Genomic DNA, 16,197 nt, shown 5'->3' with positions numbered 1-16,197 from the left:
CGACCGCCCCGCGACGAGGCGAACGGTGCAGCTGATCGGGGGCGTGATGTCACGGGTGGATCGAGCGATCGGCCCGGTCACGGCCGTGCTCGGCGGCGTCGCGCTCGTCGGAGTGGCGTTCGTCGCCGCCGCGACGGCCACCGCGGTCGTGTTCGCCCGCCGTGTGGTGCGGCCCGAACTGCAGCGCGAGGACGACCAGCGCCTGGAGCGCGTCGACCTCGCCGCGCGCGAGGTGCAGCTCGCGGCATCCGACGACGCCCGCATGCGCGGACGCTACGGACTCTGGTTCGAGCACGATTCCGGCTATGCGCGCATGGGCGACGTGATCGACGACGACGGGCACCATGTGCGCCGCCGCATCGAGTCGGTCGACTTCGGCCGGCTCGACCGTGCCGCGCGAGGGCGCATCAGCGGGTGGTACCACCTCGGCCCGTGGGAGGTCGCCGAGCGCTACGAGAACGTCGTGATCGACACCCCGCTCGGCCCGGCGCCGGCGTGGTTCGTCCCTGCGACGGATGCCACGGGGGCCGTCTCGACCGACTGGGTCATCCAGGTCCACGGGCGCAGCGCCAAGCGACACGAGGGTCTGCGCGCGGTCGAGCCCGCCCGGGAGGCCGGCTGGTCGACGTTGCTCATCTCGTATCGCAACGACGGCGAGGCGCCGGAGAGCGAGGACCGCCGATACGGGCTCGGCGGAACCGAGTGGGAGGACCTCGTCGCGGCCGTCCGGTTCGCGGTCGCCCGCGGAGCGCGGCGCATCGTGCTCATGGGATGGTCGATGGGCGGATCCATCTCGCTGCAGACGGTGTTCCGGTCGGCCGAGGTGCGCGAACACCTGGTCGGCATCATCCTCGAGTCGCCCGCCGTCGACTGGGCCGACATCCTGCGCTTCCAGGCTCGCGCCCTCGGCTGGCCCGCAGAGCTCGGCGGGGCGGTCGCGCGCGTGCTCAGCGCGCCCGTCGGCGGGACGCTCACCGGGCTCGCGGCCCCGATCGAACTCGAGGCGCTCGACGCCGTCGCCCGCGCCGACGAGCTCGACGTGCCCGTGCTCCTCATGCACAGCGAGGACGACGGCTTCGTCCCGATCGAGGGATCGCGCCGGCTGGCGGCGGTGCGCGCCGACCTCGTGCAGTTCGAGGTGTTCGACGATGCGCGGCACACCAAGCTGTGGAACCACGACCCCGACCGTTGGACCGGCCTCGTCCGCGACTGGCTCGCTGCGCGCTGATCGCACCGCGCGACGACCGATCCGACGGTCGAGCCGCGCTCAGCCCGCGAGGCGCTCCTGCAGCTGGCGCTTCGCACGGCCCAGCATGCCCGACATACCCCGGACGCGCAGCGGCGACACCGCCTCGCCGAGCCCCAACGACTGCGGGTAGTCCGCAGGGATCGCGAGCACCTGCTCCGGGGTGAGCCCGTCGAGTCCCTGCGCGAGGATCGACGCGAAGCCGCGCGTGGTCGGCGCCTCCGCCGGCGCGGTCGCGTGCATGTGCACGAGTCCTGCGTCATCGACCTCGACGAAGATGTAGACCGGCGACTGGCACTCCTCGACGCGCTCGAGCAGGTCGGGGTGGTCTCGATACCGCTCGGGCAGCTCGGGCAGCTCGTTCGAGAAGTCGAGCAGCAGGGTCAGGCGGTCCTTCACGCCGAGGGCGAGGAAGTCCTCGCGCGTCTCCGCGAGCGCGGCGGGCAGGGTCGTGGCATCCATCGCCGACATTCTCGCATCCGCAGGTGCAGGAAGGCTCAGCGGCCGGGCGCCTCGCCGCGCTCGGGGCCCGTGACGATCGGCACGCGCACCGCGCTGCCCCATTCGGTCCAGGAGCCGTCGTAGTTGCGCACGCGCTCGAACCCGAGCAGGTGCGTGAGCACGAACCAGGTGTGGCTCGAACGCTCGCCGATCCGGCAGTACGCGATGACCTCGTCGCCGTCGCTCAGGCCGACCTCGTCACGGTAGATGGCGTCGAGCTCGGCTCGCGACCGGAACGTGCCGTCCTCCGCCGCGGCCCGGGCCCAGGGCACGGATGCCGCGGTCGGGATGTGACCTGCGCGCAGCGCCCCCTCCTCGGGGTAGGCGGGCATCGTGGTGCGCTCGCCGGAGTACTCCTCGGGGGACCGGACGTCGATGAGCGGCTTGCCGAGGTGCGCGAGCACGTCCTCCTTGAAGGCGCGCACGGCGGAGTCGTCGCGTTCCACGACGGGGTACTCGACCTCGGGGCGGTCGGGCGCGTCGGTCGTGAGCGGGCGGCCCTCGGCGATCCACTTGTCGCGGCCGCCGTCGAGCAGGCGCACGTCGGCGTGGCCGAAGAGCGTGAACACCCAGAGGGCGTACGCGGCCCACCAGTTGTTCTTGTCGCCGTAGATCACCACCGTGTCGTCGCGCGCGATGCCCTTCGATCCGAGCAGCTCGGCGAATCGCTCGCTCGAGACGTAGTCGCGCACGACCGGGTCGTTGAGCTCGGTGTGCCAGTCGACCTTGACGGCACCCGGGATGTGGCCGGTCTCGTAGAGCAGGACGTCCTCATCGGATTCGACGACGACGAGGCCCGGCTGCCCGAGCCGTTCGGCGAGCCACTCGGTCGTGACGAGGCGCTCGGGATGGGCGTACTCGGCCAGCTTCGCTGCGGGGTCGAACTCGACGGACATGGGAACCTCCTGGGGTCGCCCGGTCGGGCGAGGCGGATGGGGGAGCGGACTAGGCTGGTCACCTGTCCACCACGAATCTACGCGGAGCGCCCGACGGAGTCACCGCACTCGTCACGAGGTGCAACAGGGGAGCCCCACGCCTATGACCACCGCAGCGGCATCCGTCGTCGAGCGTCTCGTCGACCGCAACCCGTCGATCACGGGGGCCGAGATCGCCTCCGAGCTCGTGCCGCCGCCCCAGTTCGAGCACGCCTCGTTCGAGTCGTACCGTCCCGACCACGACTTCCCGTCCCAGCAGGCGGCCCTCGACAAGCTCCACGAGTTCGCGAACGGATGGCGCGGCCAGCGCAATCCGGGCGGGTTCTTCTCGCGCAATCGCAAGCCGAAGAACGAGCTGCCCGGCGTGTACCTCGACGGCGGGTTCGGCGTGGGCAAGACCCACCTGCTCGCAGCGCTCTGGCATGTCGCGCCGGGGCCGAAGTACTTCGGCACCTTCATCGAGTACACCGCCCTCGTCGGCGCGCTCGGGTACGCGCCGGCGGTCGAGCTGCTGCGCGGGACCCGCCTCCTCTGCATCGACGAGTTCGAGCTCGACGACCCGGGCGACACGATGCTCATGACGCGGTTCCTCGGCGAGCTCATGGCCGGCGGCACGCGCGTCGCCGCGACGAGCAACACGCCGCCCAACGCCCTCGGCGAGGGCCGCTTCGCGGCGGCCGACTTCCTCCGCGAGATCCACGCGCTCTCCGCGAACTTCGAGACGCTGCGCATCGACGGCCTCGACTACCGCCGCCGCGACACCGAGGGGCATGCCGAGGCGATGCCCGACGACGCCGCCGTCGAGCACGCGGCATCCGCCCTCGCGGGCCGCGGCCACCGCGTCTCGCTCGACTCGTTCGACGCACTCGTCGCGCACCTGGCGACGGTGCACCCGTCGAAGTACATCAAGCTCATCGACGGGCTCGAGGTCATCGCGCTCACGGGCGTGCACGAGCTCGACGACCAGAACGCCGCACTCCGTCTCGTGGCGTTCATCGACCGCGTCTACGACGCCGAAGTGCCCGTCGTCGCGAGCGGCGTGCCGCTCGACTCGGTCTTCGGCGGCGGCATGCTCGACGGCGGGTTCCGCAAGAAGTACCAGCGCTCGATGTCGCGCATGATCGCGCTCACGACGGGCGAGCTCCCGCCGCACGACTGAGCGGCCGATTCCGGGCATCGTCGCGGCATCCGGAAACACGCTCGTTACACGCACGCCGTTTTCGTAACCGTTGCGAAACGAACCATGCCCCGTCGACGAAACGTTCCCACACCAGTCTGATCCCCGTACCTCGAGACCGAGCCCCAGTCTCATCCCCCTCGCGGTACGTCCCCTGCAGATCACGAGGTGAGGAAAACCTATGGATACGGGAAGCATTGCGTGGGCGATCACCGCCACCGCGCTCGTGCTGTTCATGACGCCGGGCGTCGCATTCTTCTACGGCGGCCTGGTCAAGGCCAAGAGCGTCGTCAGCATGATGATGATGAGCTTCGGCGCACTCGGTCTCATCAGCGTCCTCTGGGTGCTGTACGGCTTCAACATGAGCGCGGTCGACAGCGTGTGGGCCTTCGCGGGCAACCCGTTCTCGGACTTCGCGCTGAGCTCGCTCGCGACGGGTGAGACCGCGAACGTCGACCTCATCGGCGTCGCGTTCGGCGCCACGTTCGCCATCATCACGGTCGCGCTCATCTCGGGTGCGATCGCCGACCGCGCCAAGTTCGGCGCCTGGATGATCTTCGCCGGCGTGTGGGCCACGCTCGTCTACTTCCCGGTCGCGGCCTGGGTCTGGGGCGGCGGCTGGATCCTCAACCTCGGCGAGGAGCTCGGCCTGCCGGGCGTCATCGACTACGCGGGCGGTACCGCGGTGCACATCAACGCCGGTGCGGCGGCGCTCGCCCTGGCGCTCGTGCTCGGCAAGCGCGTCGGGTTCCAGAAGGGCATGGACAAGCCCCACAACGTGCCGCTGACGCTCCTCGGCGCCTCGGTGCTGTGGTTCGGCTGGTTCGGGTTCAACGCCGGCGCGGAGTTCCTCAACGAGCTCGCCAACACCGGCCTCATCGTGCTGAACACGCTCGGCGCGACGGCCGCGGCCATCCTCGGCTGGCTGCTCGTCGAGAAGTTCAAGGACGGCAAGCCCACGTCTGTCGGCGCCGCCTCGGGCGCCGTCGCCGGCCTCGTCGCGATCACCCCGGCGTGCGCCAACCTCGAGCCCGGCTGGGCCCTGCTGCTCGGCCTCGTCGCCGGCGCCGTCTGCGCCCTGGCCATCGAGCTGAAGTTCAAGCTCGGCTTCGACGACTCGCTCGACGTCGTCGGCATCCACCTCGTCGGCGGCCTCATCGGAACGCTCTACCTCGGCTTCTTCGCGATCGACACCGGCCTGTTCACGGGTGGCGACCTCGGTCAGCTCGCCGTGCAGTCGATCGCCGCCTTCGGCGTCCTGATCTACTCGTTCGTCGTCGCCTTCGTCCTCGGCTTCGCGATCGAGAAGACCATCGGCTTCCGCGTGAAGAACGAGGACGAGCTGGCCGGCATCGACACCATCGTCCACGGCGAGGAGGGCTACAAGCTCGAGACCGTCTGATCCCGACGATCACCGCGAGGGCGGTGAGGATAGTCTGCGGGGGTGCCCGACACCCGCAGCTTCCTCACCGCCCTTCGGCGTGCCATCCGCTCGATCGTCGCGCCCGCGCGCGTGAGGCCGCCGACGGATGCCGCGCCCGCGCCCCGCTCGGACGGACGCGACGAGTGGCCCGGTCGCTCCGGCCCGCATGCCACCGTGGAACTCGACCCCGCACGCGTGCGCCGCGTGCGCTTCTCGTACACGCCCGAGCGCGACGGCGAACCCGATCCGGGCGAGGTCGTGTGGACCTGGGTGCCGTATGAGGAGAACGACGGACGCGGCAAGGACCGCCCGGTCGTGATCGTCGCGGCCGGAGCTCCGGGGGAGTTCCTCGCGGTGCAGCTCACCAGCAAGGAGCGCGAGGGCGATCGCGACCTCATCGCGCTGGGCGCGGGCGCGTGGGACGGCGAGGGGCGGCCGAGCTGGGCTCGCCTTGACCGGATCTTCCGCGTGCACGCGGACGGGATGCGGCGCGAGGCGGCCGCCCTCGACGCGGAACGCCATGAGCGCGTCACCGAAGCGCTCCGAGCCAGGTACGGCTGGGGCTGAAGCGGTCGGCTCGAGGCGACCCGCGCTGGACGCACGAAGACCCCCGGCGAACCGGGGGTCTCTCGGTGGGCGATGCCGGGCTCGAACCGACGACCTCTTCCGTGTGAAGGAAGCGCGCTACCAGCTGCGCCAATCGCCCATCAGGGATGCGGCCCGGACCTGCCGGTGCCGCGGACTCGATACTAGCCCACCAGCGCGGGCGAGCGCACATCGGCCGCGGCCGGGCGCGCCGCGGAGGGGTCCGGCGACGGCGTCCGGGAGCGCCCGCCGACGTCCCTGCACGACGAGCGGCCGCGACACGCCCGGGAAGGGCTCGCCGATTCGCCTCGTGACCGGCCGGTCTCCATTGCGGGCGCCCCTCGGTTTGTCATTCGTTCACGTCTTCGGTTATTGTCTTCCTGCACGCAGAAATGCGAGCAACGCGGATGTGGCGCAGTTGGTAGCGCATCACCTTGCCAAGGTGAGGGTCGCGAGTTCGAGTCTCGTCATCCGCTCTGATCAGGAAACCGGCGAAAGCCGGTTCTTGTTCTTTGGTGGTGAACCCAAGCAACGGTGGATTGGCCGAGAGGCGAGGCAGCGGCCTGCAAAGCCGTATACACGGGTTCGAATCCCGTATCCACCTCGAGCAGGGCCCTCGCGGCTCACTCAGACCCGGGCGATTGGCGCAGCGGTAGCGCGCTTCCCTGACACGGAAGAGGTCACTGGTTCGATCCCAGTATCGCCCACCATCAAGGCCCTCGGCTTCGCCGGGGGTCTTCGTCGTTCGTGCGCCGACACGGCGAGGGCCCGGGGCGACCCTCTTTCTCGTCGCCCGCGTCCTGCGACGCGGACCCGTGCCGTTTCCGGCCGCGGGAGCTATCCTGCAGGCGTGGGACGGCCATACCGCCGGCGCGGCGGGGAGCGGTACCCGCACCTGCGAGGCGGCTGCCGGGGGTCCGGCCTCCCGCGGGCTGCACCGGACCCTGAGGCGACGGGGCGGCTCCGATGCGACGAGGTGCGACGGCGGCGGGCATCGCGGCCGTGGCGATCGTCGGCGCCGTGATCCTCGTCGGCAGAGCGGAGCCGCCGGGAGCGGAACCGACTCGGTCCGAGGCGACCGCGTCGCTCGCCTTCACGGCCTCGGGGGACATCGGCTCGACGCCGCGCTCCGCTGCGACGACCGAGCAGATCCCCCGACTGGGCTCGGATGTCCACTTCGCGCTCGGCGATCTCTCCTACGGTGACCCCGGTGACGAGGGCGCGTGGTGCGAGTTCGTCGAGCGCCGCGTCGGCGAGGGATTCCCGTACGAGCTGGTGGCCGGCAACCACGAGTCGAAGGGGGACGACGGTTCCATCGACGAGTTCGCGGCCTGCCTGCCCAACCGCGCGCCCGGCCTGGTCGGAACGTATGCACGCGAGTACTACCTCGACATGCCTGTCGACGCCCCGCTGGTCCGCTTCGTGATGATCTCGCCCGCCATCGAGTTCCCCGACGGGATTCGAAGTTACGGTGCTGGGTCGGACGGCTATCTCTGGACGCTCGAGGCGATCGAAGGCGCCCGCACCGAAGGCATCCCATGGGTGGTCGTGGGCATGCACAAGCCCTGCCTCTCGGTCGGGAACTACGGCTGCGATCCCGGAGCGGATCTGGTCGACCTGCTCGTCTCCCAGCGCGTCGACCTGGTGCTCAGCGGCCACGAGCACCTCTACCAGCGCTCCGTCCAGCTGTCGCTGAGCGCCGGTTGTGCGTCGACGGTGCCGGGCGGCATCGACGCCGCATGCATCGCCGACCGCGATGACGACCTCGGGAAGGGTGCGGGCACCGTGTTCATCACGATCGGCACGGGCGGAACCGACCTGCGGGATGCGAACGCCGATGATCCGGACGCCGCCTACTTCGCCGCATTGGCGGGCGCGAATGCGAATCCGTCGTGGGGGAACCTCGTGGTCCGAATCGATGCCCGGAGGCTCGTCGCGACATTCGTCCCCGCGGTGGGGTCGTTCACCGACGGGTTCCGCATCACCTCGAGCCCGCCGCCCACGCAGCCGGCGCAGTGAGAGCCGCGCGCACGCCGCGTCAACCGACGGTCGGCGCGGCGTGCGTGATCCGAGGGGTCCGGCGTTCGGGAGCTCAGGGATTGCCGCCGAATCCGCAGATGATCTCCGGCACGCACGCCGACTGGTCGAGCACCTCGACCTTGGCGTTCGCGCTCTCGCGGGTGAGGCGGAACTTCACCCACGTGAAGTTGTTCGTCTCGTCGGACTCGATCCAGTGGTCGTCGGGATCGGCGAGGTGGGTCAGGTAGTACTCGCCGTCGGGGAGGTGCGTCACGTCGAGCTCCTGCAGCGGGGTCGACTGGTGGTAGGAGTCCGCCCACCACGACGCGAGTCCCTGCAGTTCGCCGTTGCACTCCCAGTAGGTGCGGGGCTTGTCCTTCTTCTCCGAGCCGGTCTCGCCGATGAACTCCACGTCGACGAAGCAGAACGTGATCTTCACGCCCTCGACCCACACGCGGGTCATGTGCTCCGGGTCGCCCGGGTCGTCGCCTTCGGCTGCACTGCGGATGTCGAAGGTGGCGACCGCGGACTGGTGCCAGTGGTTGTGCTCGGGGTGGAAGACCGCGGAGCCGGCGTCGTGCGTCGCGACGACGTTCCCCTCGGCGTCGAGGATCTCCTGGGTGGCGATCGTGCACTCGTCGTAGTCCACGCCGTCGATCTCACAGGGCTCGACCTGTCCACCGCCGCGGATCTGCAGGTTCCCGTCGCCGATGTTGATGTGGGTGGTGGAGAAGCGCAGGGACTCCCGCTGCTGGGTGTTCTGGATCTGGAGGTGGTGCGGGACCTCCTCGATCACGTCGGGGAGCAGGGCGCCGGGCGGCAGTCCGGGTGCGTCCGAGGTGTGCGCCTGAGCAACGGTGCCCCCGGCCGATGCGAAGAGCATTGCGGCGAGAGCGGCAGGGATGAGTGCCGTGCGTAGCATTTCGCGTCCAATCCTGAGGATGACTCGTGATGCCTCTGGGCTGAGCGTGGCACTCGGTGGAGGGGGCCACAACGCCCCGCTTCGGGGGTCCCCTGCGTCCTCGGCATGCGCCCGATCGGTCGCGCGCCCCGCCCGGCGCACGCGACTACAGTTGAGGGGTTGCGTCTCACACTGCAGGGAGTGGATCCACTTGGCCGACGGCTTCGAGCTCTTCACCGACCGGTCCGTTGTCGCGATGCGCGTCAACGGCGAGCTGAAGGACCTCGCGACGACGGTGACCGACACCGACGTGGTCGAGCCCGTCACGATCGACTCGCCCGACGGCCTCGCGATCCTGCGCCACTCGACCGCGCACGTGCTCGCGCAGGCGGTGCAGAAGCTCAACCCCGAGGCGAAGCTCGGCATCGGCCCGCCCGTGACGGACGGCTTCTACTACGACTTCGACGTCGTCGAGCCGTTCACGCCCGAAGACCTCAAGGCCCTCGACAAGGAGATGGCCCGCATCATCCGCTCGGGCCAGCGTTTCGTGCGGCGCGTGGTCTCCGACGACGAGGGGCGCGCCGAACTGGCGGGCGAGCCGTACAAGCTCGAGCTCATCGGACTGAAGGGCAAGACGACCGGCGGCGAGGGGGGTCAGGACGACAACGAGTCCGTCGAGGTCGGCGGCACCGAGCTGACGATCTACGACAACGTCGACCCGAAGTCCGGCGAGGTCGCGTGGAAGGACCTCTGCCGCGGCCCGCACCTTCCGAACACGCGCATGATCGGCAACGGATGGGCGCTCATGCGCGTCGCCGCAGCGTACTGGCGAGGCTCCGAGAAGAACCCGCAGCTGCAACGCATCTACGGCACCGCCTGGCCGACCAAGGACGAGCTGCGGGCGTACCAGCACCGGCTCGAGGAGGCCGCGCGCCGCGACCACCGCAAGCTCGGCATCGAACTCGACCTGTTCAGCTTCCCCGACGAGATCGGGTCCGGCCTGCCCGTCTTCCACCCCAAGGGCGGCGTGATCAAGCGCGAGATGGAGGACTACGTCCGCCGGCGCCACATCGAGGAGGGGTTCCAGTACGTCTCGACGCCGCACATCACGAAGGCGCACGTCTTCGAGCTGTCCGGCCACCTGCCGTACTACAAGGACACGATGTTCCCGCCGATGGAGCTCGAGAACAGCGAGTACTACCTCAAGGCGATGAACTGCCCCATGCAGAACCTCATCTTCCGCTCCCGCGGACGGTCGTACCGCGAACTGCCGCTGCGGTTCTTCGAGTTCGGCACCGTGTACCGCTACGAGAAGTCCGGCGTCGTGCAGGGCCTCACGCGCGTGCGCGGGCTCACCCAGGACGATTCGCACAGCTACGTGACGCCCGAGCAGGCGCCTGCCGAGATCAAGCACCTGCTCGATTTCGTGCTGGGGCTGCTTCGCGACTTCGGTCTCGACGACTACTACCTCGAGCTGTCGACCCGCGACGCGGACTCCGACAAGTTCAAGGGCACCGACGAGCAGTGGCAGGTCGCGACGGACGTGCTGCGCGAGGTCGCCGAGGCGTCCGGGCTCGAGCTCGTGCTCGACCCGGGCGGCGCCGCCTTCTACGGCCCGAAGATCTCCGTGCAGGCGCGCGACGCCATCGGTCGCACGTGGCAGATGTCGACCATCCAGTACGACTTCAACCAGCCCGAGGGCTTCGGACTCGAGTACACCGCGGCCGACGGCACGCACCAGCGTCCGGTCATGATCCACTCGGCGAAGTTCGGCTCGATCGAGCGCTTCTTCGGCGTGCTCACCGAGCACTACGCCGGCGCGTTCCCCGTGTGGCTCGCGCCGGTGCAGGTCGTCGGCATCCCGGTCGCCGACGAATTCGCGCCCTACCTCGGCGGCATCCTGACCCAGCTGGCCGGATCGGGCGTGCGCACCGAGCTCGACACGAGCGACGACCGCATGCAGAAGAAGATCCGCACGCACACCACGCAGAAGGTGCCGATCCAGCTCATCGCCGGCGAGAACGACCGCTCGGGCGAGACGGTGAGCTTCCGCTTCCGCGACGGCACCCAGGAGAACGGCGTGACCATCGCCGAGGCCGAGCGTCGCATCCTCGACGCGATCGCCGACCGTCGCCAGGTCACGACCCGGGACGACCTCTTCGCATGACGCACTACCGACCCGACGAGTTCGACCGCGACGACGTGCCGATGGATGCCGCGGTGGACCTCGCAGGTGTCCCGGACGCGTTCCAGCGGCTGTGGACGCCGCACCGGCTCGTCTACATCCAGCACGGCCAGCAACCCGATGAGCACGCCTGCCCGTTCTGCCGCGCGCCGGAGCTGACCGACGAGCAGTCGCTCATCGTCGCCCGGGGCGAGCATGCGTACGTGCTGCTCAACCTGTTCCCGTACAACAGCGGCCACCTGCTCGTGTGCCCGTACCGGCACATCGCGACCTACGACCAGGCTTCGCCCGAGGAGATCAACGAGATCGGCGAGCTCACGCAGGTCGCGATGCGCACGGTCACGCAGGTGTCGAAGTGCGACGGGTTCAACATCGGCATGAACCAGGGCCGCATCGCGGGCGCCGGTATCGCCGAGCACCTCCACCAGCATATCGTGCCGCGATGGGCGCTCGACTCCAACTTCTTCCCGATCATCGCCGGCACCAAGGCGCTGCCGCGTCTCCTCGGCGAGGTCAGGCAGGAGATCGCCGAGGCCTGGCCGAGCTGAGCGGGGTCTGCCACGGCGCTTCGCGCCGACTCGAGCCGCAGGATGCGTCAGCGGACCTGCCGGACCTCGAACTGCATCCGCGGGTTCGCGTACGCGTCTTGGGACTCGACGAGCTGCAGCTCGCGCTCGCCCGACCGGTGGGTGTTCTCGAGCAGGTCGAACACGCTCGATGCGGTGCGCGCGAGCGCATCCGCCGCGTCACCGGTGCGACGATGGTGGGCGGTGAAGAGCGCCGCCGTGACGTCCCCCGAGCCGTTCGCCTTCATCGGCAGCAGGGGAGTCTGCACGACCCACGCGCCGCGGTCGTCGACGGCGAGCATCTCGATCGTGCCCTCCTCGCGGTCGGGCCGCTCGACGCTCGTGACGAGCACGGTACGCGGACCCGTCGCGCGCGCCAGGTCGACCGACTCGAGGGTCGACTCGAGCGAGCCCGGCTCGGTTCCGGTGAGGTAGCCGAGCTCGAACTGGTTCGGCGTGATGAGGTCGGCCGCGGGCACCACGCGGTCGCGCAGCAGCACGGGGATCGTCGGCGCGACGAAGCATCCGCTCTTCGCGTTGCCCATCACCGGGTCGCACGAGTAGGTCGCGTCGGGGTTCGCGGCCCTGATGCGGGCGACCGCGTCGAGGATCACGTCCGCGATGCCCTCGGAGCCCTGGTAGCCGGAGAGGATCACGTCGATCGTCGGGAACGCGCCGCGGTCCTCGATTCCGGCGATCACCTCGCGCACGTCGTCGGGGCTGATGAGCGGGCCGCGCCATGCGCCGTACCCGGTGTGATTGGAGAAGTTGACGGTGTACACCGGCATGACCTCGACACCGATGCGCTGGAGGGGGAACACGGCCGCGGAGTTGCCGACGTGGCCGTAGGCGACGGCGGACTGGATCGAGAGGACCTTCATCCCCACGATCATCCCACCTCGGCCGGGACGAGGCGTCCGCCCGTCGCGCGGACGGCGGCGGCGATGTCGGCGGCGAGTCGCCCGACGTCGGCGTCGGCGAGGTCGTGCACGGTGAGCCGCAGCCGGCGGCTCGCTCCGGATGCGTCGGCGAGGGCGAACTCGTCGCCGGCGCGCACGAGCCAGCCTCGGCGCATCAGCTGCTCCGACACGTCGCGCGCCGGCACCGGCAGCGGGACCCAGAGATTGAGCCCGTCGCCCGCGGCGGCAGGGACACCCAGCGCCGTGAGCCGTTCCGCGAAGGCGCGGTTGCGCGCGGCGTAGTGCGCCCCCGCCCGCTCGATGTCCGCGGCGACCGCCGGGTCGGTCACGAGCGCGAGCGTGAGGCGCTGCAACAGGTGGCTCACCCAGGTGGTGCCAGGAGTGAGCCGCATCGCGAGTCGATCGGCGGTGTCGGGGTCGGATGCCGTGACCGCGAGGCACATGTCCGGCCCGAGGAACTTCGATACCGAACGCACGAGCGCCCATCGCCGGTGGTCGGGGCCGATGAGGGAACGGAACGGGGCGCGTGACAGCATCGAGAAGTGGTCGTCCTCGATGACGAGCACGTACGGGTGCGCGCGGAGCACCTCGCGCAGATCGGCGGCCCGCCGCTCCGACAGGCTCGCGCCGGTGGGATTCTGCGCCCGCGGAGTGCACACGACGGCGCGGACGCCCTGCTCGAGCGCGGATCGCAGTCCGTCCACGGTCATGCCCTCGTCGTCGACCGGGACCGCCACGGCCCGGTACCCGCCGACGCGGACCGTGTGGATGCTCGTCAGGAAGCACGGGTCCTCGAGCGCCACGGCGTCGTCGCGGACGAGTGACTGGGCGAGCAGCCGCTCGACCGCGTCGGCCGCGCCGCTCGTGATCGTGAGCCGCAGGTCCGACGGGGCCAGGTCCGCACGCATCCACGCCTGCGCCCAGCGTTCCAGGCCGGGGTCGATGACCGGCTCGCCGTACAGCACGGGCCTCCCCGCCACGCCCGCGAGCGCCCGCGACACGGCGGGGATGAGGTCCGGATCGGGATTCCCGGTCGCGACGTCGCGAAGCACGCTGTCGGCGGCGAAGCCCTCCTGCGCAACCGCGGATCGGTCGGCGACGTGCGTGCCGCCCCGGCCGCGCGTGACGACCGCTCCCGCCGCGGTGAGCTGCCGGTACGCCGCGACGGCGGTGTTGCGATTCACGCCCAGATGGTCCGCCAGGTTGCGCACGGGCGGCAGCGGATCGCCCGGCTGGAGCGCGCCGCGCTCGATGAGCGCGCGCACGCTCGCGGCGATGTCGGCGGCCGATCGGCCGGTGATCTCGAGGGTCATGTCACGATCCGTCGCTGTTCCGGAGGCAGGGTCCCGCCCATGCTATCTTTTGGCCTAGGTCAAGCAACCGCGTTGTCCGAGAAATTGCGCGAGCGCGCGTCATCCGTCGAAGGGAACCCCCGATGAGCACTGCCCAGACCGGCTCGAGCCGTGTGAAGCGCGGACTCGCCGAGATGCTGAAGGGCGGCGTCATCATGGACGTCGTCACGGCCGAGCAGGCGCGCATCGCCGAGGACGCCGGCGCGGTCGCCGTCATGGCGCTCGAGCGCGTGCCCGCCGACATCCGTGCCCAGGGCGGCGTCGCCCGCATGAGCGACCCCGACCTCATCGAGGCGATCATCGCAGAGGTCTCGATCCCGGTGATGGCCAAGGCACGCATCGGCCACTTCGTCGAGGCGCAGGTCCTCCAGGCCCTCGACGTCGACTACATCGACGAGTCCGAGGTGCTCTCGCCCGCCGACTATGTGAACCACATCGACAAGTGGGCGTTCAACACCCCGTTCGTGTGCGGTGCGACGAACCTCGGCGAGGCGCTCCGCCGCATCAACGAGGGCGCCGCGATGATCCGCTCGAAGGGCGAGGCCGGCACGGGCGACGTCTCCGAGGCGACCAAGCACATCCGCAAGATCACCGCCGAGGTCAACCAGCTGAAGTCGATGACGCGCGACGAGCTCTACGTCGCCGCCAAGGAGCTGCAGGCGCCCTACGAGCTCGTGCTCGAGGTCGCCGAGACCGGCAAGCTCCCGGTGGTGCTGTTCACCGCGGGCGGCGTCGCCACCCCGGCCGACGCGGCGATGATGATGCAGCTCGGCGCCGACGGCGTGTTCGTGGGATCGGGCATCTTCAAGTCCGGCAACCCCGAGCAGCGCGCCGCGGCGATCGTCAAGGCCACGACCTTCTACGACGACCCGAAGGTCATCGCCGAGGTGTCGCGCGGCCTCGGCGAGGCCATGGTCGGCATCAACGTCGGCGACCTGCCCGCACCGCACCGCCTCGCCGAGCGCGGATGGTGAGTCTCCGCGACGAATCGCTCGGGGCGACGGATGCCACGGGCCCGACGGTCGGCGTGCTCGCCCTGCAGGGCGACTTCCGCGAGCACGCGCGCGTGCTGGGAGAGCTCGGTGCGCGCGTCGTGCTCGTGCGACGTCCCGAGGACGTCGAGGGCATCGACGGGCTCGTGATCCCCGGCGGCGAGTCCACGGTGATGGACAAGCTGTCGCGCGCATTCGGCGTCGCCGAACCGCTGAGGCGCCGCATCGCCGAGGGGATGCCGGTGTACGGCACGTGCGCGGGGCTGATCATGATCGCCGACACGCTCCTCGACACCATCGAGGGCCAGCAGAACCTCGGCGGGCTCGACGTCGTCGTGCGGCGGAACGCCTTCGGGTCGCAGAACCAGTCGTTCGAGACCGACCTCGAGGTGCCGGTGCTCGGCGACCCGCCGGTGCACGCGGTGTTCATCCGCGGGCCCGTGGTCGAGTCGGTGGGGGAGCGCGCGACCCCGCTCGCCGCGCTCGCGGACGGCCGCGTGGTCGCCGTCGAGCAGGGCGACCTGGTCGGGACGAGCTTCCATCCCGAGATCCAGGGCGATCATCGGTTCCACGAGTACTTCCTCGCGAAGGTGCGCGCCCGCGCGGCCGCCGCGGCGCCGATCTCGTCGTCGTCCACCGCCTAGCGCCGGAGCCGCTCCCACGCCAGAGTGGGGGCATGCGACTGTACTCGGATTTCGGTGGCCGGCGCGCGGCGCAAGTGGTCGGAGACCTCCTCGCGCTCGGGCTCGTCGTGTTGTCGGTGTGGGTGGCCGTGCTGTTCCACGGATCCGTGACCGGGTTCGCCGTCCTCGGCCGGCGACTCGAGGAGGCCGGCACCGGATTCCGCGGCAGCATGACCGACATCGGGAACACCCTCGGCGACGTCCCGCTCATCGGGCCGGGCATCGCCGAGCCGTTCGATGGAGCCAGTGCAGCGGGAGCGACGCTCGAATCGGTGGGTCGGGGGCAGCAGGACCTCGTCGGCTGGATTGCGGCGTTCGCCGCGATCGGCATCGCGGCGCTGCCCATCGCGGCGGTGCTCCTGCTGTGGGTCGCGCCCCGCCTGGTGCGCGCGGCTCGCGCCGGACGCACGACCGTCGCGCTCACCCGTGCGGGCGGCGCGGACCTGCTCGCGCTGCGCGCACTGACCGATCGGAACCTGCTCAGTGTCCTCGCCGCCGCCCCCGACGCGGTCGACGGGTGGCGTCGCAACGACCCCGAGACGATCCGTTCGCTGGCCGCGCTCGAGGCGCGCGCCGTCGGCGTGCGCATGCCCGGCCCTCCTGCCTCGGCCGCCTAGCGCGTCGTGGTCCATGGCGTGCGCCCCTGCCGCGGAGCGGTGCCACCCTCCGCCCGCGGTCGCCGGGGTCGGTTCCGCCGCGCCGTGACGGCGGC

15 protein-coding genes and 4 tRNA genes are annotated in these 16,197 nt (G+C 70.5%); 13 read left to right on the top strand and 6 right to left on the bottom strand.

Features of this window, described 5'->3' with window-relative positions:
• Positions 1–25: 25 nt before the first annotated feature.
• Positions 26–1,228: an alpha/beta hydrolase family protein gene (locus ACULK4_RS10390; protein WP_445964350.1), complete on the top strand. Its 1,203-nt coding sequence runs from the start codon at positions 26–28 to the stop codon at positions 1,226–1,228.
• A gap of 39 nt (positions 1,229–1,267) precedes the next feature.
• Here the strand turns inward: ACULK4_RS10390 and ACULK4_RS10385 are convergent, their stop codons facing one another.
• Complete coding sequence (locus tag ACULK4_RS10385) at positions 1,268–1,708, bottom strand: SufE family protein (protein WP_445964349.1); 441 nt, start codon at positions 1,706–1,708, stop codon at positions 1,268–1,270.
• 35 nt (positions 1,709–1,743) lie between these two features.
• A complete protein-coding gene (locus ACULK4_RS10380; protein WP_445964348.1) occupies positions 1,744–2,643 on the bottom strand; it encodes a sulfurtransferase in 900 nt (299 codons plus the stop codon).
• Positions 2,644–2,785: 142 nt separating this feature from the next.
• On the opposite strand from ACULK4_RS10380, the gene zapE reads away from it, so the two are divergent.
• From zapE to ACULK4_RS10365, 3 genes are all read left to right on the top strand, one after another.
• The gene (gene zapE / locus ACULK4_RS10375; protein WP_445964347.1) at positions 2,786–3,841 is read left to right on the top strand and encodes a cell division protein ZapE; all 1,056 of its coding nucleotides are present in this window, start codon (positions 2,786–2,788) and stop codon (positions 3,839–3,841) included.
• 199 nt (positions 3,842–4,040) lie between these two features.
• Positions 4,041–5,261: an ammonium transporter gene (locus ACULK4_RS10370; RefSeq protein WP_445964346.1), complete on the top strand. Its 1,221-nt coding sequence runs from the start codon at positions 4,041–4,043 to the stop codon at positions 5,259–5,261.
• Positions 5,262–5,303: 42 nt separating this feature from the next.
• Entirely contained in the window at positions 5,304–5,849 is a 546-nt protein-coding gene (locus ACULK4_RS10365; protein ID WP_445964345.1) for a type II toxin-antitoxin system PemK/MazF family toxin, read from the top strand.
• A gap of 66 nt (positions 5,850–5,915) precedes the next feature.
• Here the strand turns inward: ACULK4_RS10365 and ACULK4_RS10360 are convergent.
• Positions 5,916–5,988, bottom strand: a tRNA-Val gene (locus ACULK4_RS10360).
• 282 nt (positions 5,989–6,270) lie between these two features.
• Here ACULK4_RS10360 and ACULK4_RS10355 point away from each other — a divergent pair.
• The 4 genes from ACULK4_RS10355 (at position 6,271) to ACULK4_RS10340 (ending at position 7,886) form a co-directional block, all read left to right on the top strand.
• Positions 6,271–6,343 (top strand) — tRNA-Gly (locus ACULK4_RS10355).
• Between the two features lie 57 nt (positions 6,344–6,400).
• Positions 6,401–6,471 (top strand) — tRNA-Cys (locus tag ACULK4_RS10350).
• 31 nt (positions 6,472–6,502) lie between these two features.
• Positions 6,503–6,577 (top strand) — tRNA-Val (locus ACULK4_RS10345).
• Between the two features lie 256 nt (positions 6,578–6,833).
• Positions 6,834–7,886, top strand: coding sequence for a metallophosphoesterase (locus ACULK4_RS10340; RefSeq protein ID WP_445964344.1), 1,053 nt, complete (start codon positions 6,834–6,836; stop codon positions 7,884–7,886).
• 73 nt (positions 7,887–7,959) lie between these two features.
• Here the strand turns inward: ACULK4_RS10340 and ACULK4_RS10335 are convergent, their stop codons facing one another.
• Complete coding sequence (locus tag ACULK4_RS10335; protein WP_445964343.1) at positions 7,960–8,808, bottom strand: lysyl oxidase family protein; 849 nt, start codon at positions 8,806–8,808, stop codon at positions 7,960–7,962.
• A gap of 235 nt (positions 8,809–9,043) precedes the next feature.
• On the opposite strand from ACULK4_RS10335, the gene thrS reads away from it, so the two are divergent.
• Together thrS and ACULK4_RS10325 are read left to right on the top strand one after the other, a co-directional pair.
• Entirely contained in the window at positions 9,044–10,954 is a 1,911-nt protein-coding gene (thrS, locus tag ACULK4_RS10330) for a threonine--tRNA ligase (RefSeq protein WP_445964709.1), read from the top strand.
• 41 nt (positions 10,955–10,995) lie between these two features.
• Positions 10,996–11,520 carry an HIT family protein gene (locus ACULK4_RS10325; protein ID WP_445964708.1) on the top strand — a complete coding sequence of 175 codons (525 nt, stop codon included), beginning with the start codon at positions 10,996–10,998 and terminating at the stop codon, positions 11,518–11,520.
• Positions 11,521–11,567: 47 nt separating this feature from the next.
• Here the strand turns inward: ACULK4_RS10325 and pdxY are convergent, their stop codons facing one another.
• The gene (gene pdxY, locus ACULK4_RS10320) at positions 11,568–12,419 is read right to left on the bottom strand and encodes a pyridoxal kinase PdxY (protein ID WP_445964342.1); all 852 of its coding nucleotides are present in this window, start codon (positions 12,417–12,419) and stop codon (positions 11,568–11,570) included.
• 8 nt (positions 12,420–12,427) lie between these two features.
• Positions 12,428–13,771: an aminotransferase class I/II-fold pyridoxal phosphate-dependent enzyme gene (locus tag ACULK4_RS10315; protein ID WP_445964341.1), complete on the bottom strand. Its 1,344-nt coding sequence runs from the start codon at positions 13,769–13,771 to the stop codon at positions 12,428–12,430.
• 122 nt (positions 13,772–13,893) lie between these two features.
• Between ACULK4_RS10315 and pdxS the strand changes: the two genes are divergently transcribed.
• The 3 genes from pdxS to ACULK4_RS10300 are packed head-to-tail and all read left to right on the top strand — an operon-like array spanning position 13,894 to position 16,102.
• Positions 13,894–14,784: a pyridoxal 5'-phosphate synthase lyase subunit PdxS gene (pdxS, locus tag ACULK4_RS10310; protein ID WP_445964340.1), complete on the top strand. Its 891-nt coding sequence runs from the start codon at positions 13,894–13,896 to the stop codon at positions 14,782–14,784.
• Complete coding sequence (gene pdxT, locus ACULK4_RS10305) at positions 14,778–15,446, top strand: pyridoxal 5'-phosphate synthase glutaminase subunit PdxT (RefSeq protein WP_445964339.1); 669 nt, start codon at positions 14,778–14,780, stop codon at positions 15,444–15,446. The genes pdxS and pdxT overlap by 7 nt, the downstream gene beginning before the upstream one ends.
• 32 nt (positions 15,447–15,478) lie before the next feature.
• A complete protein-coding gene (locus tag ACULK4_RS10300; protein ID WP_445964338.1) occupies positions 15,479–16,102 on the top strand; it encodes a hypothetical protein in 624 nt (207 codons plus the stop codon).
• Positions 16,103–16,197 lie beyond the last annotated feature (95 nt).

It is taken from the genome of Agromyces selenitireducens (assembly GCF_052748465.2).
The sequence above is the reverse complement of the archived record's forward strand: the minus strand, read 5'-3'. Positions and strand labels throughout refer to the sequence as shown.